The 26,075-nt window shown below is 61.6% G+C and carries 25 protein-coding genes; 7 read left to right on the top strand and 18 right to left on the bottom strand.

Features of this window, described 5'->3' with window-relative positions:
* Nucleotides 1–10 precede the first annotated feature (10 nt).
* The 3 genes from ACR0J1_RS00170 to ACR0J1_RS00180 form a co-directional block, all read right to left on the bottom strand.
* A complete protein-coding gene (locus ACR0J1_RS00170; RefSeq protein ID WP_480730347.1) occupies nt 11–1,792 on the bottom strand; it encodes an acyl-CoA dehydrogenase C-terminal domain-containing protein in 1,782 nt (593 codons plus the stop codon).
* 38 nt (nt 1,793–1,830) lie between these two features.
* Entirely contained in the window at nt 1,831–2,232 is a 402-nt protein-coding gene (locus ACR0J1_RS00175) for a MerR family transcriptional regulator (protein ID WP_480529280.1), read from the bottom strand.
* A 174-nt stretch (nt 2,233–2,406) separates the two neighbouring features.
* Nucleotides 2,407–2,775, bottom strand: a complete 369-nt coding sequence (locus ACR0J1_RS00180) for a MerR family transcriptional regulator (RefSeq protein ID WP_480528588.1) — start codon at nt 2,773–2,775, stop codon at nt 2,407–2,409.
* 117 nt (nt 2,776–2,892) lie between these two features.
* Between ACR0J1_RS00180 and ACR0J1_RS00185 the strand changes: the two genes are divergently transcribed.
* From ACR0J1_RS00185 to ACR0J1_RS00195, 3 genes are read left to right on the top strand one after another with little or no spacing between them, the layout of a single operon-like run.
* Nucleotides 2,893–3,312, top strand: a complete 420-nt coding sequence (locus ACR0J1_RS00185; protein WP_480730346.1) for a PaaI family thioesterase — start codon at nt 2,893–2,895, stop codon at nt 3,310–3,312.
* A gap of 1 nt (nt 3,313) precedes the next feature.
* Entirely contained in the window at nt 3,314–3,829 is a 516-nt protein-coding gene (locus tag ACR0J1_RS00190) for a PaaI family thioesterase (protein ID WP_480730345.1), read from the top strand.
* A 2-nt stretch (nt 3,830–3,831) separates the two neighbouring features.
* A complete protein-coding gene (locus tag ACR0J1_RS00195; RefSeq protein WP_480730343.1) occupies nt 3,832–5,148 on the top strand; it encodes an MATE family efflux transporter in 1,317 nt (438 codons plus the stop codon).
* Here the strand turns inward: ACR0J1_RS00195 and arsC are convergent.
* The 4 genes from arsC to ACR0J1_RS00215 are packed head-to-tail and all read right to left on the bottom strand — an operon-like array spanning nt 5,145 to nt 7,304.
* Nucleotides 5,145–5,486, bottom strand: a complete 342-nt coding sequence (gene arsC / locus ACR0J1_RS00200) for an arsenate reductase (glutaredoxin) (protein ID WP_480730342.1) — start codon at nt 5,484–5,486, stop codon at nt 5,145–5,147. The two genes, ACR0J1_RS00195 and arsC, sit on opposite strands and share 4 nt — an antisense overlap.
* On the bottom strand, nt 5,483–6,541 hold the full coding sequence (locus ACR0J1_RS00205; RefSeq protein ID WP_480730417.1) for a quinone-dependent dihydroorotate dehydrogenase: 1,059 nt from the start codon (nt 6,539–6,541) through the stop codon (nt 5,483–5,485). Before ACR0J1_RS00205 ends, arsC begins: the two co-directional genes overlap by 4 nt.
* Nucleotides 6,538–6,969: a DUF1330 domain-containing protein gene (locus ACR0J1_RS00210; protein WP_480730341.1), complete on the bottom strand. Its 432-nt coding sequence runs from the start codon at nt 6,967–6,969 to the stop codon at nt 6,538–6,540. Before ACR0J1_RS00210 ends, ACR0J1_RS00205 begins: the two co-directional genes overlap by 4 nt.
* Nucleotides 6,966–7,304: a DUF952 domain-containing protein gene (locus ACR0J1_RS00215; protein ID WP_480528595.1), complete on the bottom strand. Its 339-nt coding sequence runs from the start codon at nt 7,302–7,304 to the stop codon at nt 6,966–6,968. Before ACR0J1_RS00215 ends, ACR0J1_RS00210 begins: the two co-directional genes overlap by 4 nt.
* A 108-nt stretch (nt 7,305–7,412) precedes the next feature.
* Between ACR0J1_RS00215 and ACR0J1_RS00220 the strand changes: the two genes are divergently transcribed.
* Entirely contained in the window at nt 7,413–8,996 is a 1,584-nt protein-coding gene (locus ACR0J1_RS00220; RefSeq protein WP_480730340.1) for a bifunctional metallophosphatase/5'-nucleotidase, read from the top strand.
* Between the two features lie 47 nt (nt 8,997–9,043).
* Here the strand turns inward: ACR0J1_RS00220 and ACR0J1_RS00225 are convergent, their stop codons facing one another.
* Nucleotides 9,044–10,696 (bottom strand): tetratricopeptide repeat-containing sulfotransferase family protein, encoded by a 1,653-nt coding sequence (locus ACR0J1_RS00225; protein ID WP_480730338.1) that lies wholly within the window; start codon nt 10,694–10,696, stop codon nt 9,044–9,046.
* A 145-nt stretch (nt 10,697–10,841) separates the two neighbouring features.
* Between ACR0J1_RS00225 and mnmH the strand changes: the two genes are divergently transcribed.
* On the top strand, nt 10,842–11,894 hold the full coding sequence (gene mnmH / locus ACR0J1_RS00230; protein WP_480730337.1) for a tRNA 2-selenouridine(34) synthase MnmH: 1,053 nt from the start codon (nt 10,842–10,844) through the stop codon (nt 11,892–11,894).
* Here mnmH and selD read toward each other — a convergent pair.
* Genes selD through ACR0J1_RS00265 form a run of 7 tightly spaced genes read right to left on the bottom strand, consistent with a single transcriptional unit; the run spans nt 11,885 to nt 19,987 of the window.
* Nucleotides 11,885–14,044: a selenide, water dikinase SelD gene (gene selD, locus ACR0J1_RS00235; protein ID WP_480730335.1), complete on the bottom strand. Its 2,160-nt coding sequence runs from the start codon at nt 14,042–14,044 to the stop codon at nt 11,885–11,887. The genes mnmH and selD overlap by 10 nt on opposite strands.
* Nucleotides 14,045–14,050: 6 nt before the next feature.
* The gene (locus ACR0J1_RS00240) at nt 14,051–14,437 is read right to left on the bottom strand and encodes a Na+/H+ antiporter subunit G (RefSeq protein ID WP_480528601.1); all 387 of its coding nucleotides are present in this window, start codon (nt 14,435–14,437) and stop codon (nt 14,051–14,053) included.
* Between the two features lie 7 nt (nt 14,438–14,444).
* A complete protein-coding gene (locus ACR0J1_RS00245) occupies nt 14,445–14,717 on the bottom strand; it encodes a K+/H+ antiporter subunit F (protein ID WP_480528602.1) in 273 nt (90 codons plus the stop codon).
* Nucleotides 14,714–15,211, bottom strand: coding sequence for a Na+/H+ antiporter subunit E (locus tag ACR0J1_RS00250; protein WP_480730333.1), 498 nt, complete (start codon nt 15,209–15,211; stop codon nt 14,714–14,716). Before ACR0J1_RS00250 ends, ACR0J1_RS00245 begins: the two co-directional genes overlap by 4 nt.
* Nucleotides 15,211–16,755, bottom strand: coding sequence for a monovalent cation/H+ antiporter subunit D (locus ACR0J1_RS00255; protein WP_480730332.1), 1,545 nt, complete (start codon nt 16,753–16,755; stop codon nt 15,211–15,213). The genes ACR0J1_RS00250 and ACR0J1_RS00255 overlap by 1 nt, the downstream gene beginning before the upstream one ends.
* On the bottom strand, nt 16,752–17,111 hold the full coding sequence (locus ACR0J1_RS00260; protein ID WP_480528605.1) for a Na+/H+ antiporter subunit C: 360 nt from the start codon (nt 17,109–17,111) through the stop codon (nt 16,752–16,754). Before ACR0J1_RS00260 ends, ACR0J1_RS00255 begins: the two co-directional genes overlap by 4 nt.
* Nucleotides 17,111–19,987, bottom strand: coding sequence for a monovalent cation/H+ antiporter subunit A (locus ACR0J1_RS00265; protein ID WP_480730330.1), 2,877 nt, complete (start codon nt 19,985–19,987; stop codon nt 17,111–17,113). Before ACR0J1_RS00265 ends, ACR0J1_RS00260 begins: the two co-directional genes overlap by 1 nt.
* Nucleotides 19,988–20,169: 182 nt before the next feature.
* Between ACR0J1_RS00265 and ACR0J1_RS00270 the strand changes: the two genes are divergently transcribed.
* Together ACR0J1_RS00270 and ACR0J1_RS00275 are read left to right on the top strand one after the other, a co-directional pair.
* The gene (locus ACR0J1_RS00270; RefSeq protein WP_480742464.1) at nt 20,170–20,670 is read left to right on the top strand and encodes a rhodanese-like domain-containing protein; all 501 of its coding nucleotides are present in this window, start codon (nt 20,170–20,172) and stop codon (nt 20,668–20,670) included.
* Nucleotides 20,670–21,485 carry a CE1 family esterase gene (locus ACR0J1_RS00275; RefSeq protein ID WP_480730327.1) on the top strand — a complete coding sequence of 272 codons (816 nt, stop codon included), beginning with the start codon at nt 20,670–20,672 and terminating at the stop codon, nt 21,483–21,485. Before ACR0J1_RS00270 ends, ACR0J1_RS00275 begins: the two co-directional genes overlap by 1 nt.
* Here ACR0J1_RS00275 and mdoH read toward each other — a convergent pair whose 3' ends face one another.
* Genes mdoH through ACR0J1_RS00290 form a run of 3 tightly spaced genes read right to left on the bottom strand, consistent with a single transcriptional unit; the run spans nt 21,486 to nt 26,067 of the window.
* Nucleotides 21,486–23,357, bottom strand: a complete 1,872-nt coding sequence (gene mdoH / locus ACR0J1_RS00280; RefSeq protein WP_480730325.1) for a glucans biosynthesis glucosyltransferase MdoH — start codon at nt 23,355–23,357, stop codon at nt 21,486–21,488. It lies immediately after the preceding gene.
* Nucleotides 23,354–24,853, bottom strand: a complete 1,500-nt coding sequence (locus tag ACR0J1_RS00285) for an OpgD/OpgG family glucan biosynthesis protein (RefSeq protein WP_480730323.1) — start codon at nt 24,851–24,853, stop codon at nt 23,354–23,356. The genes mdoH and ACR0J1_RS00285 overlap by 4 nt, the downstream gene beginning before the upstream one ends.
* Nucleotides 24,850–26,067, bottom strand: a complete 1,218-nt coding sequence (locus tag ACR0J1_RS00290; RefSeq protein WP_480730321.1) for an OpgC family protein — start codon at nt 26,065–26,067, stop codon at nt 24,850–24,852. The genes ACR0J1_RS00285 and ACR0J1_RS00290 overlap by 4 nt, the downstream gene beginning before the upstream one ends.
* Nucleotides 26,068–26,075 lie beyond the last annotated feature (8 nt).

Below are 26,075 nucleotides of genomic sequence, written 5' to 3' on the forward strand. Positions count from 1 at the left end.
CACACTGAGATCAGAAGTTCGCCGCGTCCAGTGCCATCACCGTGTCCGCACCGGTCTGGATGCGGGCCAGATGCATCGCAGTCGCGGGCAGGCGGCGGGCCATGTAGAAGCGCCCGGTGTTGATCTTGGTCTCGTAGAACGCTTTGTCTGAGGCACCGCCGTCCAGAGCGTCCTGAGCGGCCTTGGCCATCTGCGCCCACATCAGGCCCAGGCACACATGGCCGAACATATGCATGAAGTCATAAGAGCCCGACAGAGCGTTGTTGGGGTTCTTCATGCCTTCCTGCATGAAGTACATTCCCGCGGCCTGCAGGTCCTTCGACGCGGTTTTCAGTGGTTCGATAAAGGCCTTGTCATAGCTCTCATCCTTGCCGCTGTTCTCTTTGCAGAAGGTTTTGACCATCTCGAAGAACGCCATGACGTGCTTGCCGCCATCCTGCGCCAGCTTGCGACCCACCAGATCCAGAGCCTGAACGCCGTTTGCGCCCTCATAGATCATCGCGATCCGGGCATCGCGGGTGTATTGCGACATGCCCCATTCTTCGATGTAGCCGTGCCCGCCATAAACCTGCTGCGCCTGAACGGTCATGTCATAGCCTTCATCCGTCAGGAAGCCTTTGATCACCGGCGTCAGCAGCGAGATCAGACCGTCCGCATCGGCATCACCCGACCGGTGCGCCTTGTCGAGCATGTTCGCCCCCCACAGGATGAAGGCGCGCCCGCCTTCGGTGAAGCTTTTCTGATCCATCAGGTTGCGGCGAATGTCGGGGTGTACAATCAGCGGGTCGGCAGGACCGTCGGGGTTTTTCACGCCGGTTACATCGCGGCCCTGCAGGCGGTCCTTGGCATATTCCAGTGCATTCTGATACGCAGCCTCGGCCTGAGACAGCCCCTGCATGCCCACACCCAGACGCGCCTCGTTCATCATGGTGAACATGGCGCGCATGCCCTTGTGCTCCTCGCCCAGCAGCCAGCCGGTCGCCTCGTCATAGTTCATGACGCAGGTCGAGTTGCCGTGGATGCCCATTTTCTCTTCGATCTTGCCGACCGAGACGCCGTTGCGTTCGCCCAGCGAGCCGTCTTCGTTGACGATGAACTTCGGCACGATGAACAGCGAGACACCCTTGATGCCCTCGGGGCCGCCGGGGATTTTCGCCAGCACCAGATGGATGATGTTGTCGGCCATGTCGTGGTCACCGGACGAGATGAAAATCTTCTGGCCCGTGATCTTGTAGCTGCCGTCGCCCTGCGGTTCCGCTTTGGTCCGCATCAGGCCCAGATCGGTGCCGCAATGCGGTTCGGTCAGGTTCATGGTGCCGGTCCATTCACAGCTGACCATGTTGGGAAGATAGGTATTCTTCTGCTCATCCGTGCCATGCGCCAGAATCGCCGAGGCCGCACCATGGGTCAGGCCCTGATACATCACAAATGCCTGGTTCGCGCCCGAGAACATCTCGCCCACGGCCGTCCCGATGACATAGGGCATGTTCTGGCCGCCATATTCCTCGGGCATGTCCAGACCGGGCCAGCCGCCTTCCTTCATCTGCTCGAACGCGTCCTTGAAGCCCGTGGGCGTATACACCACACCGTTTTCCAACCGGCAGCCTTCGGTATCGCCCACCACGTTCAGGGGGTGCAGCACGTTGGTGGCCACCTTGCCGGCCTCTTCCAGCACGGCGCCGGTGAAGTCGGCATCAAGCTCATTGTACCCCGGGATATCGGACTCCGAGACCTTGAGAACGTCATGCAAAATGAACTGAGTATCTTTGGTTGGCGCGGTGTAGACGGGCATGTGAAGCTCCCTTAATTCATATGTCCGAAAGGTCAGGCTTATTCAGCCGCCTTCTTTTCCTGTTTCATCGAGGCGATAACTTTCTCGCCCCAGCGCAACTGCTCTTTCAACTCGTCGATGGCCTGCGTCAGCTCCTCGCGGCGCGACTCCATGTCGGCCAGACGTTCGCAGGCGATCTCATAGGTGCGCGACATCTGCGTCACCTGCTGGTCGCCCACATGGTACAGATCCAGCAGCTGGCGGATTTCTTCCAGGCTGAAGCCAAAGCGCTTGCCGCGCAGGATCAGCTTCAGGCGCGCGCGGTCGCGTTTGGTAAACAACCGTTTCTGACCCTCGCGGATCGGAAACAAAAGCTCTTTGGCCTCGTAAAACCGCAAAGTGCGGGGCGTGACGTCATAGGTCTCGCACATTTCACGTATGGTCATCAGGTCTTCGGTCATGTCGTAAACTCTCATCACTGGCGTCATGAGCACTGAGTTGCGCAGTCGATGAACGTTTTACAACACACAAGTGACGTTTACGTAATCCGGACGCTGCGTCACAATTGGGTTGACGTAACATCCGGTCGCGTAAGGGGCGATTTCAGGTAATTTTCTTGCCGTAGGGGCAGGTGGCTACTTCAGAAGTTCAACCGTCTGGTCGCGCAACTGCTGCAACGCGTCCATCGCCTCATCCAACTGGGTACGCTGCTGGCGCAACTCTTCCATCTGGCGGTCGGCCATCTCGATGAAGGTTGCCATCTGCGCCTGGTTGCCCTGATCTTCATAAATCAGCAGCCACTGGCGAATCTCTTCCAGTGGGAAACCGAACTTGCGGCCGCGCAGGATCAACTTCATCCGGGCGCATTCGCGCGGGCCATAATACCGGGCCCGACCTTCGCGGTCAGGCTGCAGCAATTCGATATATTCGTAATAGCGCAGGGTGCGAGGGGTCACGTCGAACTCGGCGCACATTTCTTTGAATGACAAACGGGTGTCGGACATTCGGGGTCTCCTTGGCTGCAACCTATGGTGTCGCTTCGGCAAGCGCAACAGGCAGGCTTGCCCTTGGTGCAAAGGCAGGCCCATAAAGAGGCAGATACAAGGACAGGACCCAACCCCATGGTCGACAAGACAGCATTAGCGCGGCAATTCATCGAGGCGATTCCGCACGCCAAGGCCCTGGGGCTCGATCTGACCCATATCGGAGAGGGCGAGGCCGAAATCTCGATGCCCTACAACGAACAGCTTATTGGTGATCCTCGCACCGGGGTGATCCATGGTGGCGCTGTGTCGGCCATGCTGGACACCTGTTGCGGTGCGGCTGTGATGAGTCACCCATCTGCCCCCGGCGGCACCGCGACCATCGATCTGCGCATCGACTACATGCGCGCCGCAACGCCGGGGCAGAACATCCGCACCCGCGCCACCTGCTATCACATAACCCGCAACGTGGCCTTTGTGCGCGCAACCGCAACAGACGACGACAGCGACAGGCCTGTTGCCACCGCCTCGGGCGCGTTCACCGTGGAGGGCAACTGACATGGCGCGTCCCCGTCCCGAACCCATGCAGGTGGTCAAGCACCGCCGCGACGCCGCGCTGACCGCGCTGGTCGAAGGCGTGCCGTATATCCGGTTTCTCAACATCACTTTTGACCGACGCGGGGATGAATTGACCGGCGTGTTGAATTTTGACGAAAAACTGATCGGCAATCCATTCTTGCCCGCCATCCACGGGGGCGTAACGGCGGCCTTTCTGGAAGTCACCGCTGTCATCACTCTGAGTTGGGAGCATATGTTCCCAAGGATCGAAAGCGGCGAGATCGGTGCCGAGGACATTCTGACCGACGAAAACATCCGCTTTCCCAAGACCATCGATTTCACTGTCGACTACCTGCGCTCGGGCCTGCCGCGTGATGCCTATGCGCGGGCGTTCATCAACCGGTCTGGACGGCGCTATGCTTCGGTCCGGGTCGAGGCGTGGCAGGACAATCACGCCAAGCTGTTTGCGCAGGGTACGGGGCATTTCCTGATGCCGCAGCCTCCGACAAAGGTCTAAGCGTGGACGCCGCCGCCGCGCCCATCACCCATCGGCGCGTATTGAAAATCGCGCTGCCGATTGTGCTGTCGAACGCAACGGTGCCGATCCTTGGGGCCGTGGATACAGGTGTCGTGGGCCAGATGGGGCAGGCGGCCCCCATCGGCGCGGTCGGCATGGGCGCGGTGATCCTGTCGACGATCTATTGGGTTTTCGGCTTCCTGCGCATGGGCACCACCGGGCTGGCTGCGCAGGCGCGCGGGGCCGGCGATACGGCTGAGACCGGAGCGCTGTTGATGCGTGGCCTGCTGTTGGGTGGCACGGCGGGGCTGTTCTTTATTGCCACTCAGGTCTGGGTGTTCCTCGGGGCCTTTGCCTTGTCCCCCGCCAGCGCCGAAGTCGAGGCGTTGACCCGCGCTTATCTTGAAATCCGCATCTGGGGCGCGCCTGCGACCATTGCCCTTTACGCGGTGACTGGCTGGCTGATCGCAGTCGAGCGCACGCGGGGGGTGTTCATCCTGCAGGTCTGGATGAATGGTCTGAATATCGTGCTGGATTTATGGTTCGTGCTGGGCCTCGGCTGGGGAGTTGAGGGCGTAGCCATAGCGACCCTGATCGCGGAATGGACCGGCCTCGCGCTGGGTTTGTGGCTGTGTGGTGATGCGTTCGGTGGCAATCAATGGCGGGACTGGCCGCGTATTTTCGACGCCAGCCGTCTGCGCCGGATGATGCAAGTGAACGGCGATATCATGGTGCGTTCGGTTCTGCTGACGGGCGCGTTCACCACCTTTCTGTTCGTGGGCTCCGATTTGGGAGACGTGAATCTGGCCGCCAACCAGGTGCTGCTGCAATTCCTTGAGATCACAGCCTTTGCGTTGGACGGTTTCGCCTTCTCGGCTGAGGCGCTGGTCGGCGGCGCGGTCGGTGCGCGCGACCGGCTAAAGGTGCGGCGCGCATCCATCATGGCCTCGCAATGGGGCGTTGGCGGGGCCGCTGCGCTGGGGTTGGTGTTCTATCTGGCGGGGCCTGCGCTGATCGACCTTATGTCGACTTCGCCCGAGGTGCGCACCGCCGCGCGAGACTATCTGTTCTGGGCTGCGCTTGCCCCGGTGGTCGGAGTGGCCAGTTGGATGTTCGACGGCATCTATATCGGGGCCACCTGGACCCGCGCCATGCGCAACGCGATGATCCAGTCGGTTGCGATCTACGTGGCGGCGCTGTTCGTGCTGGTGCCCACGATGGGCAATCACGGGCTCTGGGCCGCGCTGATGGTGTTGAACATCGCGCGCGGCATCACGTTGGGGTGGAGGTACCCGCGGCTGGAGGCGCAGATCGTCTAAAGCAGGTCCAGCAGGTTCTCGGGCGGACGGCCAACTGCGGCTTTGTCGCCTGCAATACCCAGAGGGCGTTCAATCAGGATCGGATGCGCGGCCATCGCCTGAATCAGCGCCTCGTCCGGCGAGGTTTTGGTCAGACCCAGTTCCTTGAATACCTTTTCACCCGTGCGCATCAGGCTGATCGCTGGGATACCCAGCTTGACCAGTACCGCCCTGATCTCATCCGTCGAGGGTGTATCTTCAAGGTATTTGCGCACCTGCGGCTGCACGCCGTTGTCCTGCAACAACGCCAGCCCGGTGCGGGATTTGGAGCAGCGGGGATTATGCCAGTATTCGATCACAGCCAGTCCTCGCGTTTGCAGCCGACCGCCTGCGCGACCGATGAGAACCCATCACGAGCCAGCAGCGCGTCCAGCCCTTTGGCAATGTCGGCGGCCAGAGACAGCCCGCCATAGACCATCGCCGTGTATATCTGCACGGCCCAGGCACCGGCGCAGATCTTGGCATAAGCCTGTTCGGCAGTGCCCACGCCGCCGACGCCGATCAAAGGAACCTCTCCGCCCATCAATTGGCTGAGCTGCGCCAGAACGCGGGTCGATTTCTCAAACAGGGGCGCACCGGAGAGCCCCCCGGCCTGATCCTTCTGCGCGCTGCGCAGGCCGTCGCGCGACAGGGTGGTATTCGTTGCGATCACAGCGTCCACGCCGGTTTCGCGGGCGACATCGGCGATATCCTGTAACTCGGCCTCGGTCAGATCCGGGGCGATCTTCAGGAAAACCGGGATCGGGCGGGGCAGCGCATTGCGGGTTTCGATGACATTGCTCAGCAGGGCGTTCAGCGCGGCCTTGCCTTGCAGTTCACGCAGCTTTTCGGTGTTGGGCGACGACACGTTGACCACGGCAAAATCCAGATGGGCGGCGCAATGATTCAGAACCTTCACGAAATCCCCGGGCCGGTCGTCGCTGTCCTTGTTGGCCCCCAGGTTCAACCCGATCACCGCATCCTTGGGACGGCGTGCCAGCCGCTTGCCGACGACCTCCATGCCGTCATTGTTGAACCCAAAGCGGTTGATGGCGGCGCCGTCCTCGGTCAGGCGGAACAGGCGCGGTTTGGGGTTGCCGGGTTGGGCGCGGGGCGTGACGGCGCCGACCTCGATGAACCCGAACCCGGCGCGCGACAGTGCGCCCAGCGCCTCGGCGTTCTTGTCGAACCCGGCTGCAAGACCCACCGGGTTGGGCAGGTCCAGCCCGGCGATACTGGTTCGCAGCCGCTCAGACGTGACCAGCCCGGCGGTCGGCGCAAGGCCATGCGACAGCGCTTTGATCGATAGTGTGTGTGCGGTTTCGGGATCAAAGCGGTGCAGGGCGCCAAGCCCGACCTTCTCGACCAGTTTCAGCAAAACGAGCTTCCCTTTTCTTGTGGCGCGCACCGGATCAGGCGCGAGGTTTCGACCGCGGCCTGCCGATGTATCACAGCCGCGCGGTAAACGGGATCGGTCACCATTTCCAGAAACGCATGGGCGGTGGGATAGCGGGCAATGAATACCGCATCCCAGGCCTCGTCTCGCGGGCCGATAAGAGTGGTCTGAAAGTCGCCCCGCCACAGGATAGACGCCTTGAGGCGGGCAAGGATCGGTGCTGTCTCGGCACCGTAGTTACGATAGGCCTGCGCTCCGGTCAGCGCGGCATCGGCCAGAGCATGATCTGCAGGATAGAGCGCCTTGGGTCGGAACTTGACCAGATTGAGCATCTCGATCGGATCGTCGCGGTTCAGGTCCTTGAAGGCCTCGAACTGCGCGCGATCCGGGTCGACGAAGCGTGTCATTCCATCTCCTGCGGGAATTGGTGGGTTTGGCCGTCAAAGGGCAGGTCACGAGCCCAGACAACATCGGACATGCGAATCTGGCGATACAGATGCGGGAACAATGCGCCCCCGCGCGAGACCTCCCATTTCAGATCATCGCCCATGGCGTCGGCGTCGCAGGCCAGCAGGGTCAGGCCTTGGGCACCGGCAAAGTGCTTGGCTGCGGTTTCCGCCGCCTGTTCGGCGGTCGAAAAGTGAACATAGCCATCGGACACATCGATGGGCGCACCATCCGACGCCCCGCGCGACTGCAGGGTCGCCCATTCGTCGGCGCGAAAAATCTTGTAAATCAGCATGGCGTCCTGATGCCCCGCGCAGCGGGCAGAATCAAGCCGGATTTCCCCCTTTGACTCTTTGTCGCGCAGGGCGCACCATCGCGCCCGTCAATCACAGGGAGTTACACGATGTTCACCCGTTTTCTGGCCTCGGCCGCGGTTCTGGGCCTGACAGCCGGCATGGCGGCAGCCGAATACAAGCTGACCATTCTGCACACCAACGATCTGCATAGCCGGATCGAGTCCATTAACAAATACGATTCGACCTGCGACGCCGAAGGCGAGGCCGAGGGCAAATGTTTCGGCGGAGTCGCGCGCCTGAAAACTCTGGTGGACGCAAAGCGCGCTGAGTTGGCCGATGAGAATGTGCTGCTTCTGGATGCGGGCGATCCGTTTCAGGGCTCGCTGTTCTATACCACGTATAAAGGTGCTGCAGAGGCCGAGTTCATGGAGGCCATCGGCTATGACGTGATGGCGGTGGGCAACCATGAATTCGACGATGGTCCTGCGGGTTTGGCAGCTTTCATTGATACGGTCAGTTTCCCGGTGATTTCGGGCAATCTGGATCTGTCCTCGTCGGCTGAGTTGAAAGGCAAGGTGGACAACCACGTTGTGTTGGACGTTGGCGGCCAGAAAATAGGCATCATTTCGGCGCTGGCGACGGATACTGTGGAAACCTCCAGCCCCGGCAAAGATGTCGTGTTCCAGGATGAGATCGACAGCCTGAACGCGGATGTCGCCGCTTTGCAGGAAGAAGGCGTGAACATCATCATCGCGCTGAACCATGTGGGCCTGGCCAAAGATATCGAGATCGCCGAGAAAGTGCCGGGCTTGGATCTGGTGGTCGGCGGCCACTCGCACACGTTGCTGTCGAACACGGATGAAGATGCGGCAGGGGCTTACCCGACAATGGTTGGCGACGTACCGGTTGTTCAGGCCTATGCCTATTCGAAATATCTGGGTGAAATCACGCTGACCTTCGACGACGATGGCAACCTGATTTCTGCAGAGGGTGAGCCGATCCTGCTTGACGCCTCAGTCACCCCAGACGCGGATATCGCCGCGCGCGTCGCGGAAATGGGTGCCCCGATTGAAGAGATGAAGCAGCGCGTCGTTGCTAATTCTGGCGCTGCCATCGAGGGGTCTCGGGATATCTGTCGTGTGCAGGAATGTGAGATGGGCAATCTGGTCGCCGACGCAATGCTTGCGCGTGTTGCCGATCAAGGCGCGCAGATCGCGATTGCCAACGCCGGTGGTCTGCGGGCCTCGATCGATGAAGGTGAGGTGACCATGGGCGAAGTGCTGACGGTGCTGCCGTTCCAGAACACGCTTTCGACCTTTGAGATCAGCGGGCAAGGCGTCATCGATGCGTTGGAGAACGGTGTGAGCCAGGTGGAAGAGGTCAAAGGCCGCTTCCCGCAGGTAGCAGGCATGACCTTCACATGGGACCCCTCGGTTGCCCCCAATGAAGGTCGCATCACCGAGGTAATGGTCGCAAAGGATGGCGGTTTTGAACCGATCGATCCGGCAGCGACTTATCTGGTGGTCACCAACAATTATGTCCGCAACGGCGGTGACGGCTATTCCGTTTTTTCGGGCGATGACAAGAACGCCTATGATTTCGGACCCGATCTGGCGGATGTCACTGCCGAATACCTGGCCGAAAATGCGCCGTACAAGCCCTATCTGGATGGCCGTATCAAACAGAAATGATCTGACCTAATTACGTCGAAGGCCGCCCAGTGGGCGGCCTTTTTCGTTCAGTCGAACGCATATTCCGGCCAGAGCGCTGGGTCGAGGCCGTCCAACATCGGCCGCAGGTGGCCAGCCACATCACGCCAGCGCCCGATGGAACCGGTCGAGATTTTCCGGCGCACCTGATCGATACTGGCCGTACGCACTGGGCTGGTGTTCCTCTCGGGATGCAGCATTCGCTGGTCCCATTCGATGCCGCAGAATTCGGCAACCGTTCTGCTGTGGGAGTCGGGATCGGTGACAAGGCCCTCGTAGCTGACGGTCAGGATGCGGTCGGCGAACATCAGGTTCCAGTGCGCCATGTATCGCCGGTACAGATTGGCCGAGTGCGCAATCGCCGCAAGGTTGCAGGCATAGCGCATACCCGGTGCCGGAAAGCGTCGGGTCCACTTCGACAACCCCACATCACGCGGATCCCGCACCATGTTGATCACCCGGGCATCGGGAAAGGCGGACAGAAGGAAGCCGACCTGTTGATAGTTATGTGGCATCTTGTCGACAAAGGCTGTGGCCCCATCGGGCAGGGGCGGCATCAGCTTGCGATAGTGCTGAGCAAATTCCGCAGCAGCAACTGCATCGAAGGGGCTGCCCGACTCGAGGACCGGTCGCGACAGGTCGGCAGCGAGCCTAAGTTCGCCGCATCCGGCGATGTCTGGGGCGACGCTCAGCATCATCTCCATCAGCGTGGTGCCTGAACGGGGCTGGCCGACAACGAAGATAGGCCGGGGGCCCGCAGTTACCTCGGTCGACGCAGGTGACGCGTCTGTGGGGAACAGGTCGCGGATGGCCTGATACATCTTCTCTTCGGTGGCCGGGTCGTAGGGATTGGCCTTGTTCTGGGCCGCGTTGGCGCGTGCAAACTGCGGCAAGGCCGCATCCAGGCCGGCGCTGCGTGCCGTCAGATTTGCCTTTGCAAATTCAAGCACCTGATCGACGTGATCGCTTGTCGCGATTGCCGCGTCGACGGCCTTGGCCAGGTCTGCAATCCGGCTGTCGTCAGCGCCTGATGACAACTGATAGAGGACCGGCGCGCTTTTGGAGTTGGCCTCGAACAGACCCCACAGGATCGCGTCGGCACCATCCTTGTTGCCCGCCTGATGCAGGTCGATGGCCTGCTGCAGGGCGATATCCTCATTCGCCGGTGCCAGCGCATAGGCGCGTGCGATATCTTGCGTGCTTTGTTCGACAAAGCCGATGCGACCATAGGCGCGGCCGCGGGCCGACAGCAGGTCGGCATTGTCGGGATCCTTCTGCAGCTTTTGCGAGGCATGATCGATGATCATCCGCCAGTTCTGCCCCTTAAGCTGGATTTCGTCGATCACGCGCAGCAATTCCCGGTTGTTGGGAAACTGCCGAAGCTTGTGTTCAGCATAAGACAGCGCTCGCGGAATCTGGCCCGTCTGCATCAACGCATTTGCCAGGTTTTCGGCGAATTGCGCATCGCCGGGGCTCATCCGGGCGGCCTCAGCGAAATGTGGAATGGACTGTTTGTACCGCTTCATCTCGGTCAGTACGAAACCCGCAATCGCGTGATAGTCGGCATCCCCCGGGAACTTCTTGATCCCAAGCTGCGCCTTTTTGAGTGCCTGAGGAAACTTGCCCGCCTCCAGATCGTTCAGCGCCTTGTTCTTGAGGGGGTTCACCTGTTTCTGTGCCATCTCAGCCCGATTGCTCCCGATGTCCCTGGATGCCAAATGCCGTTGGTTCATGGCCCAAGCGCAAGTGGTTTGCAACCGATGCTCTGCCGGGCTGCAGCGGTAGGGTGTTCTTCCCTTTCTCCCGCGCACAGGTTAGACCGCTGATATGGCTCTGACATTTTCCGACCTGCCGCAGCTTTACACCCATGGTTTCGACGCGGTTATTGACGTGCGCAGCCCGGCGGAATTTGCCGAGGATCACTTGCCCGGAGCCATTAGCCTGCCTGTTCTGGACAATGAAGAACGCGCGCGGGTGGGTACGATTTACGTTCAGCAAAGCCCGTTTCTGGCGCGCAAACTGGGTGCTGCATTGGTGTTTCGCAACGCCGCAAACCATATCGAAACCAGCCTCAGCCACCACGAAGGCGGCTGGCGGCCTCTGGTCTATTGCTGGCGCGGCGGGCAGAGGTCGGGCTCGTTCACGTGGATGCTGCAGCAGATCGGCTGGCGGGCCGAGGTGGTCGATGGCGGTTATCGCACCTATCGCAGGCTGGTGAACCGGTATCTCTATGAAGATCCGCTGCCGCATCGGCTGGTGGCGCTGGATGGCTACACGGGCACGGCCAAGACCGATCTTCTGTCGCATCTGCAGGGGCAGGGCGTTCAGGTTCTAGATCTTGAGGGGCTGGCCAATCACCGGGGTTCGTTGCTGGGTCAGATGCCGGGTGGCCAACCCAGCCAGAAGGCGTTCGAGTCGGTGCTGGCCCGGGCGCTGTGCGCACTTGATCCTGCCCGTCCTGTTGTGGTGGAGGCCGAATCCTCGAAGATCGGCGGCTTGATCCTGCCACCCAGCCTTTGGGCCGCTATGCGGGCCGCGCCAAGGGTGGTTGTGTCGGCCTCGATCAGCGCGCGAACGACCTATCTGGTGGCGGCCTACGATGACATATTGTCCGACAGCGACCGCCTGCGCGAGCGGCTGTCGCCGTTGCGCCATCATCGCGGGCATGAGGTGGTGGATGGTTGGCTGGCCCTGATCGACGCCGGGGACAAACGGGCGCTGACGCAAGCCTTGATGGAACAGCATTATGACCCGGCCTATGCCAAATCCAGCCGGACCCGGACAGCGGGCATTCTTGCCGAGATCGAAGCCCCAGCGCTTGACGACAAGGGCCTGTCGGCCACAGCTGCGCAGATTGCGCAGGTATTGGATCAGCTTTGAAGCCGCAATCCGTGCTCCCGATCTATATGCCCGATGATGGCGGCGGGATAGCCCGCTGCCTGCAGCGCGGCGCACAGGGTCCCGGCCCGATCTGCCGGGACCGCGGCCAGCAGGCCACCGGCGGTTTGCGGATCATATAGTAAGTCGGCCTTGCCCCCGTCGGGCAGGTCGGGCGTGATCGCGCGGTTGTCGGGATAAAGCGTCGAGCGGATGCCCCGTTGGCTCAACTCCAGCGCGCCCTCCATCACCGGGATCGCACCCAGATCCAGTGTTGCGCCACAGCTTGAGGTCTCGCACATGCCGTGAAGGTGGCCGGCCAGACCAAAGCCGGTGACATCGGTCATGGCGTGAGCATCCTGCAGCAGACGCGACGCGTCCCCTTGCGGCTGCACCATCCGTGCAAGACCCGCGGCGACCCAGGCCCCCTCGGCCTGTCCAGCCATTTCGGCGGCCATCAGGACGCCGCTGCCCAGGGGTTTCGTCAAGATCAGTGCATCGCCGGGCTGTGCGCCGCCCAAGGTGATCGGCTCTGCCTCGCACAGGCCGGTTACGGTGAACCCGATGGTCATCTCATCGCCCAGAGAGCTGTGGCCGCCGACGATCTCGGCCCCGGCGTGGCGCATTGCGTCGCTGGCGGCGGCCATGATTTCAGCCATGGTCCGCTGCTGCAACTCTGCCGACATACGGGGTAGGATGATCGTCGCGGTAGCCGCTTGCGGTTGCGCCCCCATGGCCCAGATATCGCCGAGCGCATGGACGGCGGCGATCCGTGTCATCAGCACCGGGTCGTCGGTGAGGCTGCGCAGATGGTCCGAGGTCACGACCTGCCGCACGCCACCCGTCGTCAGCAAAGCCGCATCATCCCCGGGCAGAGGCGTCACGTCCGGCCTGTCCGGCGCGGGCAAGTCTCGCAACGCAGCCTGCAGCGCGCCGCGCCCGATCTTGGCACCGCAGCCGCCGCACATCGGCTTGTCACCCAACGCCTCGTGCATCCCGGCGGCGCGCAGCCGGGGCAGGGCGGGGGGCTGCATCTGCGGCAAGTCGCGGAAGCGGTTCATGAAACTTTGGTCGATGTGGTTCTTCCATTTCCACATCAGGGGGCCGCTGAACGAGGTGCCCAACCGTTCGGCCAGCGCGGATTTACCGCCCAGCGAGATCAGTTTCAGGTAATCCTTCTGCGGCGAATAGCGGCGCATTCGACCTGCACCCAAGGCGGCCCTGAGATTGTCGAACAAAACCGGGGCCTCACGCACCGCATACACTCCGGCCTTGGGGCGCGGGTTTTCGGCCAGATGAGCGCAGTCTCCGGCGGCGAAAATGACCGGATCGCTGGACTGCAGATAGCCGTTCACGCGGATATAGCCGTCGTGCAGATCCAGACCGCTGTTGGACATCCATTCGTAGGGTCGCGCGCCAGCTGCACCGGTTATGAAATCGGCGGGAATCGTCCGGCTATCGATCAGTTCGATCTGCCCGGCCGAGATTTGCTTGATCGCCGTTTGCTCAAGCACCTCGATCCCGAGGTCCTGCATCGCCTGTCGGATCGTTGCGCTGGCTTTCGGAACTGTCGCAGTCAGGGCCGAGGCACTGTCTATCAAGGTAACCTGCGCCGAGCGCCCCTTGCTGCGCAGGGCGTGCGCCATCGCCATGACCAGTTCGACGCCCGCGACACCGCCGCCGATGACCGCTATCGCTGCCGGGCCGGACCCGGCGAGATAGGTGGCCCATTGCGCCGCAAAGGGACCCAGAGGCTTGGCCGGAACCGCGTGTTCAGCGAAACCCGGCAGGGTGGGCATGTCGGACGTGATGCCCACATTGACCGAGGCCACGTCAAACGCCACCGGCGGGCGACCGGGCACGTGGACCTGACGCGCGTCGGGATCAATGCCGTCAACCGCGCCCAATATGACGCGCGCCCCGGCAAAGCGGGCAAGCCGGACCAGATCGATATCCAGCTCCCACCTGTCATAGTGACCGGCGACAAAACCCGGCAGCATGCCGGAATAAGGCGCGGTGGGGCCGGGATTGATCACCGTGACGCGCGCGCCGGGCAGCGGGTTCATGCCCCATTTGCGCAGCAGCAGCGCGTGGGTGTGGCCTCCGCCTATCAGAACCAGATCGCGGGTCAGGGGCAGCGGAGGTGTGTGCATGGCTTCTCAGTTCGTGCTGTGGTCGGGGACGTCCTCGACCTGCTCGACCGCATGGGTGGCCCAAAGCTCATCCTCGCCCGCGTCCGGCAGATCGCTGGGCTTTTCATGGCGGTGAATGTGCCATTTGGCAATGAACAGGGCTGTGATTGGCGCGGTCAGGAACAGAAACAGCGTGATCAGCAGCTCATGCAGGGAAAGATGCTGTTCGATCAGGACCGAATGGCAGATCGAGGCCAGCAGCACTCCGCCCACGCCCAGCGTGGTCGCCTTGGTCGGCGCGTGCAGGCGCGACATGGGGTCCTTTAGCTTGATCATACCAAACGATCCGACAAAGCCGAAAATGCCCGAGACGATCAGGAAGAAGGCAATCAGCAGTTCAAAGATGGTCTCCATGCCGCCCTCACTCGATGATGTTGCCGCGCAGCATAAAGCGCGCATAGGCCACGGTTGAGACAAAACCCAGCATGGCGATGATCATCGCAGCCTCGAAGAAAATCTCGGTGCCCAGTTTCAGGCCATAAAGGATCATCAGGGCGATAGTATTGATGACCATCGTATCCAGCGCCAGAACGCGGGTTCCCACCCCGTCGGCGGTGATGATCCGCCACAGGCACATCATGATGGCGGCTCCGAAACAGGCAAATCCAAACGAGATGGCATAGGTCATGATCATTCGAAAATCTCCATCAGACGGCGCTCATAGCGGTTTTTGATCTCGTCGCGCACTGCGTCGGGGTCGGGCGCGTCAAGGCAATGGACCAGCAGGTTGTGGCCTTGGGCGGACAGGTCGCAGCTGACCGTGCCGGGGGTCATTGTGATCGTTCCGGCCAGCACGGTGATCGCCTCGGGCGTGCGCAGTTCCAGTGGGACGCAGACCCAGTTCGGACTGCGGTCTGCGTCGCGTTTGAACAGGATGATGCGGGCCACGGTGATGTTGGCCATCACGATATCCCCCAGCACCACCAGCATGTATTCCACCACCATCGGCCAGTTGCGCAGCTTGGGGCGGTCGGGCCAGTATGGCTGGGTGATGAAGGGGATGATGATCCCAAGGATCAGCCCGAACACCAGCGAGTTCAGCGAAGGCCTGTTCGCCAGCAGTATCCACACAATCGTCAGCAGAAAGGTCATATGCGGGTGAGGAAATATCCGGTGCAGCAGCTTCATTACTCTTCCCTTCCCAGAACGGCGGAGATGTAGTCATCCGGAGTGAACAATTGCACGGCGGTCTTGCTGGCATAGTCCAGCGCGGGGCCAGCGAACAACGTCAGCAGGACGAGGCCCAGAACGGTGCCGAAAATGGCGGTGAAGGCCAGCCCGGGCTGAGGTTCGGGGGCTGCCTGCGACCGGGTCCCCTGGTCGTTGTCGGGGCCTGGTTCGGGGGTGTACCGGGCATCGTGGCTTTTCCAGAAGATCAGCGCCCCGGCGCGGGCCAGACCGACAATGGTGACGAACGACCCGATCAGGACCACCGCCCAGATCGCATTGGCATCCGGCGCATCGCGCGAGGCGTCCAGCACCAGCAGCTTGCCGATGAACCCCGACAGTGGCGGCATCCCAGCCAGCGCGATGGCCCCGACAAAAAACAGCGCCGAGATCAGTCCGCTTTGCGGCATCGGGGGTTTGGGCGCGATGGCACCGCCCTGACGTGTCATCACCAGATCGGCCACAAGGAACAGCAGCGCGGTCGCCAGTGTCGAGTGGAAGATGTAATACAGCGCGGCGGCGGTGGCGTCCTCAGTGAACAGCGAAATGGCGATCAGCAATGTCCCCATCGACGCAATGGCGCAGAACGCCACCATGCGCGCGATATGCTGCGCGCCGAGGATGCCGATTGTACCCACGGCCAGCGTCAGCAGGGCGGCGGGTTGCAGCCAGTCGCCGACCAGCCCCTTGGTCACGGCAACATCGGGACCGAAGGCCAGCGTATAGACCCGCAGGATCGAATAGGCTCCCACCTTGGTCATGATTGCAAACAGAGCGGCCACTGGCAGAGGGGCATTGGCATAGCTGGCGGGCAGCCAGAAATGCAGCGGCAGAACGGCGGCCTTGATGCAGAACACCAGCAGCAGCAGCACCGCACCAACCCGCAGCAGGGCGGTATCGTCAGCGGGCAATTCGGCCACCCGCACGGCGATATCGGCCATGTTCAGGGTGCCGGTCACGGCATAGATCGTGCCCAGCGCAAACAGGAACAGGGTCGAGCCCAGCAGGTTATAGGCAACGTATTGCACGCCCGCCTTCAGCCGCACCGCGCCTCCGCCGTGAGTCATCAGACCGTAGGACGCGATCAGCAGTACTTCGAAGAACACGAACAGGTTGAAGGCGTCGCCGGTCAGGAAGGCGCCGCATACGCCCATGAGCTGAAAGTGGAACAGCGCGTGGAAATGCTTGCCCCGGTCATCCCAGCCTGACGCAATGGCATACAGCACAATCGGCAGCGCCAGCAGCGCCGTCAGGGTCACCATCATGGCCGACAACCGGTCCAGCACCAGCACGATGCCAAAGGGCGCGGGCCAGTCGCCCAGTTCATAGACCTGAATATCACCGCCCGAAGCCTGCGCGGTGATGGTCAGCGCGATGCCCAGCAGCCCGACCACACCGGCGACCGAGAAGATGCGCTGCAGGTCCAGATGGTACCGCAGGACCATGATGATGAAGGGGGCCAGAATTGCGGGCAGAACGACCGGCGCAACGATCCAGTGGTTCATGCGTCTTCTCCCGGCGCGTCCACGCTGTCGCTTGCGGTCATGTCGATATGGTCATCCTTTGAGGACAGATAGGCGCTGAGCGCGATCATGACGATCACTGCCGTCATCCCGAACGAGATCACGATGGCCGTCAGCACCAGCGCCTGCGGCAGGGGATCGGTATAGGGGACTTCTTCGTATTTGTTCAGAACGGCGGGTGCATCCAGCGCCAGCCGTCCGGTTGCGAACAGGAACACGTTCACCGCATAGGTCAGCAGTGACAGGCCGAGAATGACGGGAAAGGTGCGGCGACGCAGGATCAGAAAGATCCCGGCAGCGGTCATCACGCCTACGGCAGAGGCTACGAGCGCTTCCATCAGGCGGGCTCCTTCTCGTTGTCTTTGTCTTCTTCCGGAGGGTCGTCCCGCAGCGGATTGATATCCATCGGGAACTCTTGTGCCATACCGGGCTGCCATGCGAACCGCGACAGGCTGTCTAGCGCCAGCATCACCGCGCCCAGAACCGCAAGGAACACGCCGGTGTCGAACAGAATGGCGGTGGCCCATTCGAACTCTTCCAGCGGTGGCCAGTGCAGATAGCCGAAATCGCTGGTCAAGAATGGACGCTCATTGAACCACGCGCCCAGACCGGTGGCCGCCGCGATCAGCACGCCCCAGCCAATCGAGCCGTGGTAGTAGAACCGCTGCCGTTCGATGGCCCATGTATAGCCGCTGGCCATGTATTGCATCAGGAACGCAATGGCGACGACCAGACCGGCGATAAAGCCGCCACCGGGCTGGTTGTGGCCGCGGAAGAAGATATAGGCCCCGACCATCAGCGCCAGCGGCATCATCATCCGGGTCGCCACGACCATCATCAACGGATGCGAATCCCCTGATTGCGGCCAGTGCGGTTTGCGGTTCAGCAGATAACTGCGGACATTGGTGCCCAGAACCGCCTCGGTCAGAGCAAAGATGATCAGCGCGGCGATGCCCAGAACGATGATCTCGCCAAAGGTATCAAAGCCCCGGAAGTCAACGAGGATCACGTTTACCACATTGGTCCCGCCGCCGCCTTTATACGAGTTCGCCAGATGGAACTCGGAAATCGTCGGAAAGGCAAAATCCCGCAGCATCAGTGCATAGATCAGGGCGCCCGAGCCAATCCCGGCAACGACCGAGATCGCCGCATCGCGCCAGCGCCGGGCGGCGGTGCTGTCCCACGGGGTCTCGGTCGGCAGGAAGTTCAGCGACAAGAGCAGGAGGATCATCGTCACCACCTCGACCGAGATCTGCGTCAGGGCAAGGTCGGGCGCGGACAGATAGTTGAACGCCATCGACACGATCAGGCCCACGACCCCGATCAGCACTAGCGACAGCAGGCGGTTGCGGTGGAACCACATGATCGCCAGCGTCGCGCCCACCAGACAAATCCAGCCGATGATCGGAATGATCTGCGCGGGCAGCGGCACCCGTGTTTCGACGCCAATGGTGCCCGTGGTATAGGCGTAATAGCCCAGCCCGACTGTGAACGCGATCAAGATGACGGCATAGCGGCTGATGACGCCATTGTGCAGCTCGTCGGTGATCCAGCGGCTGACGCGGGTCAGGGCCTCGATGATCGCTTCGAAGATGACTTTAGCCTCGGGGCGGGGCAGCGCGTTCCAGACCTGCTCGGCCTGGCGGTGCAGCGACAGCAGGAACAGCCCGCCCAGCGTGGCCACCACCGACATATACAGCGCAGGCGTAAACCCGTGCCACAGTTTCAGCGAGTAATAGGGCAGCTTCTCTCCGCCGATCACCGCGCTGGACACGACAGCCACCAGTGGGCCGACAATGGCAGCGGAGTTGAGACCGATCAGGACGACCAGGACCACAAGGAACGCGGGTGCCAGCCACAGACCCACCGGCGGGTCATGGGGATGCGCGGGATAGTCGTCCCGCTCGGGGCCCAAAAAGACATGGCCGACAAAGCGGAAGGAATAGGCCGCCGAGAATAGTGCTGCCAGCAGCGCCAGCCCGGGAACCAGATAGTGCGAATGCAGCCACGTGGTGTGTACGGTCTCCTCCAGCATCATTTCTTTCGACAGGAAGCCGTTCAGCGGCGGCAGGCCCGCCATCGACAGCGCGGCAATCGTGCCGATGGTAAAGGTGATCGGCATCAGGTGCCGCAGCCCGCCCAGGCGCTTGACATCGCGCGTGCCGGTTTCGTGGTCGATGATACCGGCGGTCATGAACAGCGCCGCCTTGAACGTCGCATGGTTGATGATGTGAAAGATCGCGGCCACGGCGGCGAATTTGGTGCCAAAGCCCAGCAGCATCGTCACCAGCCCCAGATGCGAGACGGTGGAAAATGCCAGCAGCGCCTTTAGGTCATCCTTGAACAGCGCAATCACCGCACCGATGAGCATAGTCACCAGACCTGTGGTTGCGACGATATAGAACCACGCGTCGGTCCCCGCCAGAACCGGCCACATCCGCGCCATCAGGAACAGGCCAGCCTTCACCATCGTGGCCGAGTGCAGATATGCCGACACCGGCGTCGGCGCGGCCATCGCGTGCGGCAGCCAGAAGTGGAACGGGAACTGGGCCGACTTGGTGAAACAGCCGAGCAGGATCAGGATCAGCGCGGGCAGGTAATAGGGCGAGGCCTGGATCAGCTCTTTGTTCTGTAGAATGACGCTCAGGTCATAAGACCCAACGATGTTGCCGAGGATCAGCATCCCCGCGATCATCGCCAGTCCGCCCGAGCCAGTTACGGCCAGCGCCATACGTGCGCCCTGCCGCCCTTCGGGCAAGTGTTTCCAATAGCCGATCAGCAGGAATGAGCTAAGCGATGTAAGTTCCCAGAAAATCAGCAGAAGAAGGATGTTGTCGGATAGAACAATGCCGACCATCGCGCCCTGAAACAGCAGCAGATAGGTATAGAACTGCCCCATGGGGTCTTCGCGCGACAGGTAGAACCGGGCGTAAAGGATGATCAGCAGGCCGATCCCCAGAATCAGCAGCGCGAACAGAAAGCCCAGACCGTCCAGCATGAAGTTCGCATTCAGTCCCAGCCCGGGTATCCAGTCGAACCGGGCGGTCACCACGTCTCCGCGCATGATGCTGGGGATGTGGATCAGCAGTCCCATAAGGGCCAGAAACGTGGTCAACCCTGCCGCGGATGCGGCTGCGTTTCGTCCTGCCCGGATCAGGAGGGCCGGAAAGACAGCTCCGAGGAAGGGTAGGGCCGCGATAAGGAATAGGGACAAGTGCGATACTCCGATCTGGGCGGTCAAACTAGTCCTGATTTTGTAGGGAAAAATTACCAACTGTCCAGTGACCGGGCTATTTTTTCGCAGACCATGACCGGTACGAGGACCGCGATGGAAGGATGACGCGATCTTGAACAGGTGCCGCGAACATGGCGGCGAAAAGAGGTGCGGGTTGTGATATGACCCATGGTGATGACAGGAGGCTTGGCGTGGCCGAACACGTGAACAGAACCCGCCGTTGGGCATTGTTTGGCGTCGGTGCAGCCATTGCTGCCGGTTTTGCAATCCGCGAATACCGGTTGATCCCTCCGGCTTACGCTGGCGGGCAGCTCTCGGTGACCGAAGCCCGCGATGGAGCGGTTGAAGGCTCGGTTGTCCTGATCGACATCCGTACGCCGCGGGAATGGCGCGCGACGGGTGTGGGCGAGGGGGCGTACCCTCTGGACATGCGCCGCGACGACTTCGAGCAGGCGCTGGATCGGATCACCGGCGGAGATCGGTCCGCCCCGATCGCACTGATCTGCGCGCGCGGGGTGCGGTCCGCCCGGCTGAGCAATCAACTGACACAGGCCGGATTCACCAATATAATTGACGTGCCTGAAGGGATGCTTGGCTCTGCCGCCGGTCCCGGTTGGGTACGTGCAGGTCTGCCGGTCAGCGAGTACAAAGAGGATAAGTGATGCATGTAAAGCTTTGGCTGGCTTTGGGATTTACCCTTGCAGGACATGCCGGTCTGGCCGCTTGCGGCGGTCAGGACGGGATGTGCCAGACGGAGGCCGGATATTATCAGATCGAACTGCCCGCCGATGAAAACCCCCCGCTTGTGGTGTTTCTACACGGGTATGGCGGCACCGGCACGGGGACGCTGAAGAACCGCTCGATGGTCGAGCCACTGCTGGAACGCGGCTATGCTGTGATGGCCCCGGAGGGGTCCGAGCGGAATGGCCGTCAAAGCTGGAACTTCTTTCCCGGTTGGGAAGGTCGGGATGAACCCGCCTTCCTGACCGAAGTGGTGCAGGACGCCGCCAGCCGCTTTGGCGTTGATCCAGACCGCGTGGTGCTGAGCGGGTTTTCGGCAGGCGCGTTCATGGTCTACTACCTCGCCTGTGCCGCGCCCGATGCGTTTTCGGCTTACGCGCCTGTCTCCGGTGGATTCTGGAGGCCACATCCCGTCTCATGCCAGGGGCCTGTGCGTCTTTTCCACACCCACGGTTGGACGGACAACGTGGTCCCGCTCGAGGGGCGCATTCTGGGCGGTGGCAGGTTCCACCAGGGTGATATCTTTGCCGGTCTGGAAATCTGGCGCGTCGCCAATGAATGCGCCGATACCAAGCCCGGAGGCTTTGGCACCACGGGCCCGTTCATGCGCCGCAAGTGGAATCGCTGCGCCGAAGACAGCGCGTTGGAATTTGCGCTGTTTCCGGGCGGTCATTCGGTGCCAAAAGGCTGGGCCGACATGATGGTGGACTGGTACGAGGATCTGCCAGACGAGTGATCATTCCGCCGGGGTGACGACGCCTTTACCTTCGATCAGCCGCTTCAACTCATTCCGATAGCGCCGGGCTGAGCGGGTGATGGCAGGCTCGCTGACATCTTCGCGCATCCCGACCATACGGCGCGCGGTGCCTGCAGACACGCCGCTGAGCGCCGAGAGTGGGATGGCCAGTGCAAGGCTGATTGCAATAGGGGCCAGCCAAACCGAGACCAGACCAGCGAGAATGCCGACGCTCAGCGCCACACCGCTGAGGGTTTCCAGCGTATGACACAGGATCAGCGTGCGCAGCCCGTAGCTGCCGCCATCGCGCGCTTGCGGGGACCAGCCCTTTTGCAGGCCCAAGGCGGTGCGGAACACGGCGATCATCTGCTGCACCATCAGAATCGGAGCATAGAGAATCGACAAAATGACCTCGGACAGGAACGAGGTGAAGAACTTCCGCGTGCCGCCGAACTCGGAATAGCGCACACCGCTGAGGGGCAGCGCCGCCACGCCCAGAACCTTGGGCGCCAGCAGCATTGCATACATCACCAGAATGATCAGCACATGACGCGTCTCGGACATCTCAGGCCATTGCGGGAACAGCGGGTTGTCGGGGCTGAAATAGTGCAGCACCGAGGCGTCCTCGCCCTGACCGATCAGCGCCCACATCACCAGCAGAGCGAACCACAGGGGCGACATCAGATAGCCGACTGCGCCGTGGAACATATGGAACCGCGAAACAGCGCGGAAGCCGGTCGAGCCCAGCAGTTTCAGGTGCTGCAGGTTGCCCTGACACCAGCGGCGGTCGCGCATAGCATGGTCGATGAGGGTGGGTGGTGTCTCTTCATAGGAACCGCGAATGCGCGGCAGGAAACGCACGGCCCATCCGGCACGGCGCAACAGACCGGCTTCGACGAAATCGTGGCTCATGATCAGCTTGTCCTGCCCGCCCAGCGATCTCAACTTGGGCAGGCCTGCGCTGGAGGCAAAGGCGCGAGTGCGGATGATGGCGTTGTGGCCCCAATAGTTGCCCTCTTGCCCGCACCAGCGGGCCAGACCTTCGGCAAAGGCAATACCGTAGACGCCGTTGGCAAACTGCTGCATCCGGGCAAAGACCGACTGTGCACCGATCAGTTGCGGATAGCTTTGGATCAGGCCCGCGCGCGGATCGCGCGCCAGCGCGTCGGTCAGGCGGCTGATTGCGCGGCCGGTCATCAGGCTGTCGGCATCCAGCACAAGCATCGCATCCCAATCCGCGCCCCAATGGCTGACCCAATCGGCGATATTGCCCACTTTGCGGTCCGTGTTTTCAGGACGGCGGCGGTAATAAAGTTCCAGACCGGGGGCCAGCGTGGTGCGCAGCGCCTCGACGCTGGCCTGTTCCTGCGCGGCGATCTCGGGGTCGCGTGTGTCGGACAGGATGAACATGGCATAGTGATGCTGACCGCCGCGTTTCTGCAGGTCTTCCAGCATCGTGCGGGCGTTACCCAGCACGTTCCACGGCACCTCGTTATAAACCGGTGTCAAAAGCGCCACGCGCAGGGGCTGCGGGCGGGTTTCGCGCTTGGGTTGCTCCTGCCGGGACAGCGACACCATGCCCAGCAGCACGGTGCAGACGGTGAAGGAAATCCAAAAGAAGTTGAACGAGATCAGCGTCAGCAGGATGCCTTCGACCAGATTGATCCCCTCGGCGCTGAACCAGTCGGACATCACCCACAGCAGACCCAGCGCAGCGGCCATAGCCGGGGAAAAGGCCAGCGCACGCCAGAACCCGGACGCGGGTTTACGCCCCCCTGCAGGCACCTGCGCATCGCGGAAACCTTGCGCAAAGTTCTGCGCGGGCATCGCCAGAGGAGCCTCGGGCGGCATGATATGCAGATCGCGGCTCATGTGGTCCAACGGTAAAGCCAGACCTCAGAGGCGGGCTGTTTGTCTTTCAGAAGCTGCGCGCGCAGCTCAACATAGGTGCGGTCGCCGGGTTCGAACGAGAACGCCAGCCGCAGACCGCCGGTATCGGGGTTGCGCTGCAGCACACCGTCAGAGGTTTCGGCATGGGGCGAGTCGACGAATATGCTGATGGCCTCAGGGTCCTCGAACAGATCGCTGTCTTCAAAATCGATCACGGCCAGGCGGCCTTCACCAAAGGTGTTGTCACCCATTGCGGTGTTGATCACGCGCGGCATCGGAGTGCGCTGGGGTTCCTCACCCCAGATCAGGCGATAGGACAGGTCAATCTGGCTGCCGGCCGCGTAAGGCTCCATCGGGCGCCAGTAGGCGACGATGTTGTCATAGATCTCCTGATCTGCCGGAATCTCGACCAACGTGACAGTGCCTTTGCCCCAATCCTCATTGGGCTCGACCCACAGGCCGGGGCGTTTGTGATAATTCGCCTCAAGATCCGCATAGTCCGAGAAATGGCGCTTGCGCTGCATCAGGCCAAAGCCGCGTGGATTGGTATCCACGAAAGACGAGATTTGCAGGCGGGTCGGGTTGGCCAGTGGTCGCCACAGGACTTCTCCGGCACCGTTGCGGATCAGCAGGCCGTCGCTGTCATGGACGGCGGGACGGAAATCGTCGAACCGGCTGTGGTTGGTCTGGTCGAACAGGAACATCGACGTACCGGGCGCGATGCCAACATGGGGCAGTTCGGTGCGCGGAAACAGCGTAGCCTCGATCTCCATCACGCAATCTGCGCCTGCGGTCACATTGAAGCGATAGGCCCCGGTGACGCTGGGGCTGTCCATCAGTGCGTGAACAACCATGTCGCGCTGACCGGGTTTGGGACGTTCCAGCCAGAACCGGATGAATTCGGGAAACTCTTCCCCACCCGGGTCGCCGGTTTTCAGCGCGAGACCACGCGCCGAGAGGCCATAGACCTCGTGCAGGCCAATGGCGCGGAAATAGCTGGCGCCCTGCCAGACACAGAATTCATCGGTTTTGCCGGGGCGGTGCATCTCGGTGCGTAGGCGTAGGCCCGAGAAGCCCAGCGTGTCGTCGATCGGCAGTTGCGGCACGTCTTCGGATTTGTCGAACATTGCCAGATCAAAGGCCACTGGCGTAGTCATCCCGTCCTCGACGGTCGAGACCTTGACCGTGCGCGGAAAGTACAGGCCGGGTGTGAAGAAATCGACGTTGAAGGGGGTTTCGGTTTCATACCACAGCGCGCGGTCCAGCCTGAACCGGATTGACCGGTATTGCTGATATGTCAGGTCCTGCCATTCCTGCGGGACCATCTCACGCTCGGCATAGTCTCGACTGGCCAGATCGCGGGCCATGGCGATGACATCATCACGGCTGAACGGGGTCTCTCCGCCCGTGGCATAAGCGGCCGGGGCGAAGGCCAGAGCCGTTGATGAGGCGAGAAATGCGCGACGGGTAAAATTCATTTCTTCGATTTCCAAGGATGGGACTTAAACCACGCGGCCAGATAGGCCACGCCGATGATCATGGCAAAGCCAATCATGTTAGCGACAAAGACACTGGCAACATCCCGCCCACTCAGGTCCAGTCCGACGCCGATAAGCCGTGCTGCTGCCATGGAAAATACGAACACCGCCAGCGATTGCTGACCCACTTTGGTGATCACGGTCAACAACGCCTGCCAGACCCGCGCAGCCGCGCTATGGCCGGTGGCGATCAGGCGGTGGCCGTGCTCACCGGCGACGACCCAGCCCAGATAGGCCAGCGACAGAAAGTGCAGATAACGGAACAGGCCAAAGTCGGTCTTGTCGCGGAACTCTTTCGTCACCGGCCAGACCTTGCGGATTTCGTCCGCCAGATCGGGTGCTGCGGCATTGATCCAGGTGAACACTTTCCATGACCCGAACGGCATCGAGAAGATTAGGAACAGCGCCGCCGCCCAGATCAGGGTTTTCGACACCGGAGGCGCAGGAATCCAGCCGCGCATGAACGCGAAGCCTGTAAAGAACAGCAATTGCCAGCCAAACGGGTTAAAGAACCACTGTCGATCCGACCAAGGTTCGGCAGGCAGGGCCAATACCCCGGTCTGCGCCACCAGCCAGATCGTGACCGAGGCCAAGGCGACGGCCCAGAAGCCGATGCGGTAGAGACCCATGAACAGGGGCATCATCGCCAGAACCACCAAGTACATCGGCAGGATGTCAAAGTAGTTCGGCACATAGGTCAGGGTGAACAGCCCCACGATCTGCGAGGCCGGATCATTGAAGAAATGCTGCAGGTTCAGGGAGGAGATATAGTTTTTCTCGAACAACCCGCTTTCGTTCAACGCGGCCATGGACATGGCAACGAAGAAGAACAGGCAGATATGGGCCCAGTAGACCTGCCAGATGCGGAACGTCACGCGGGCGGTGCCCATCCACCATCCCTTGCGCATGAACGCGCCGCCAAAGGCGATGGCCGAGGCCATGCCCGAACAGAACACAAAAATCTCGGTCGCGTCCGAAAATCCGAACCGCGCGGGAATCCACTTGGCCCATGGGTCGTTGGGGATATGAGCGATCAGGATGATGAACATCGCAATGCCGCGATAGAAATCCAGGCGCGGATCACGCGTGCGGGCAGGGGTGGCTGCCGCAGAAGCCACCGGAGCAAAATCAGAAGCGGGCGATGCAGTCGCCATACAGTTCT

This window comes from Ruegeria sp. CJ3, assembly GCF_056536725.1.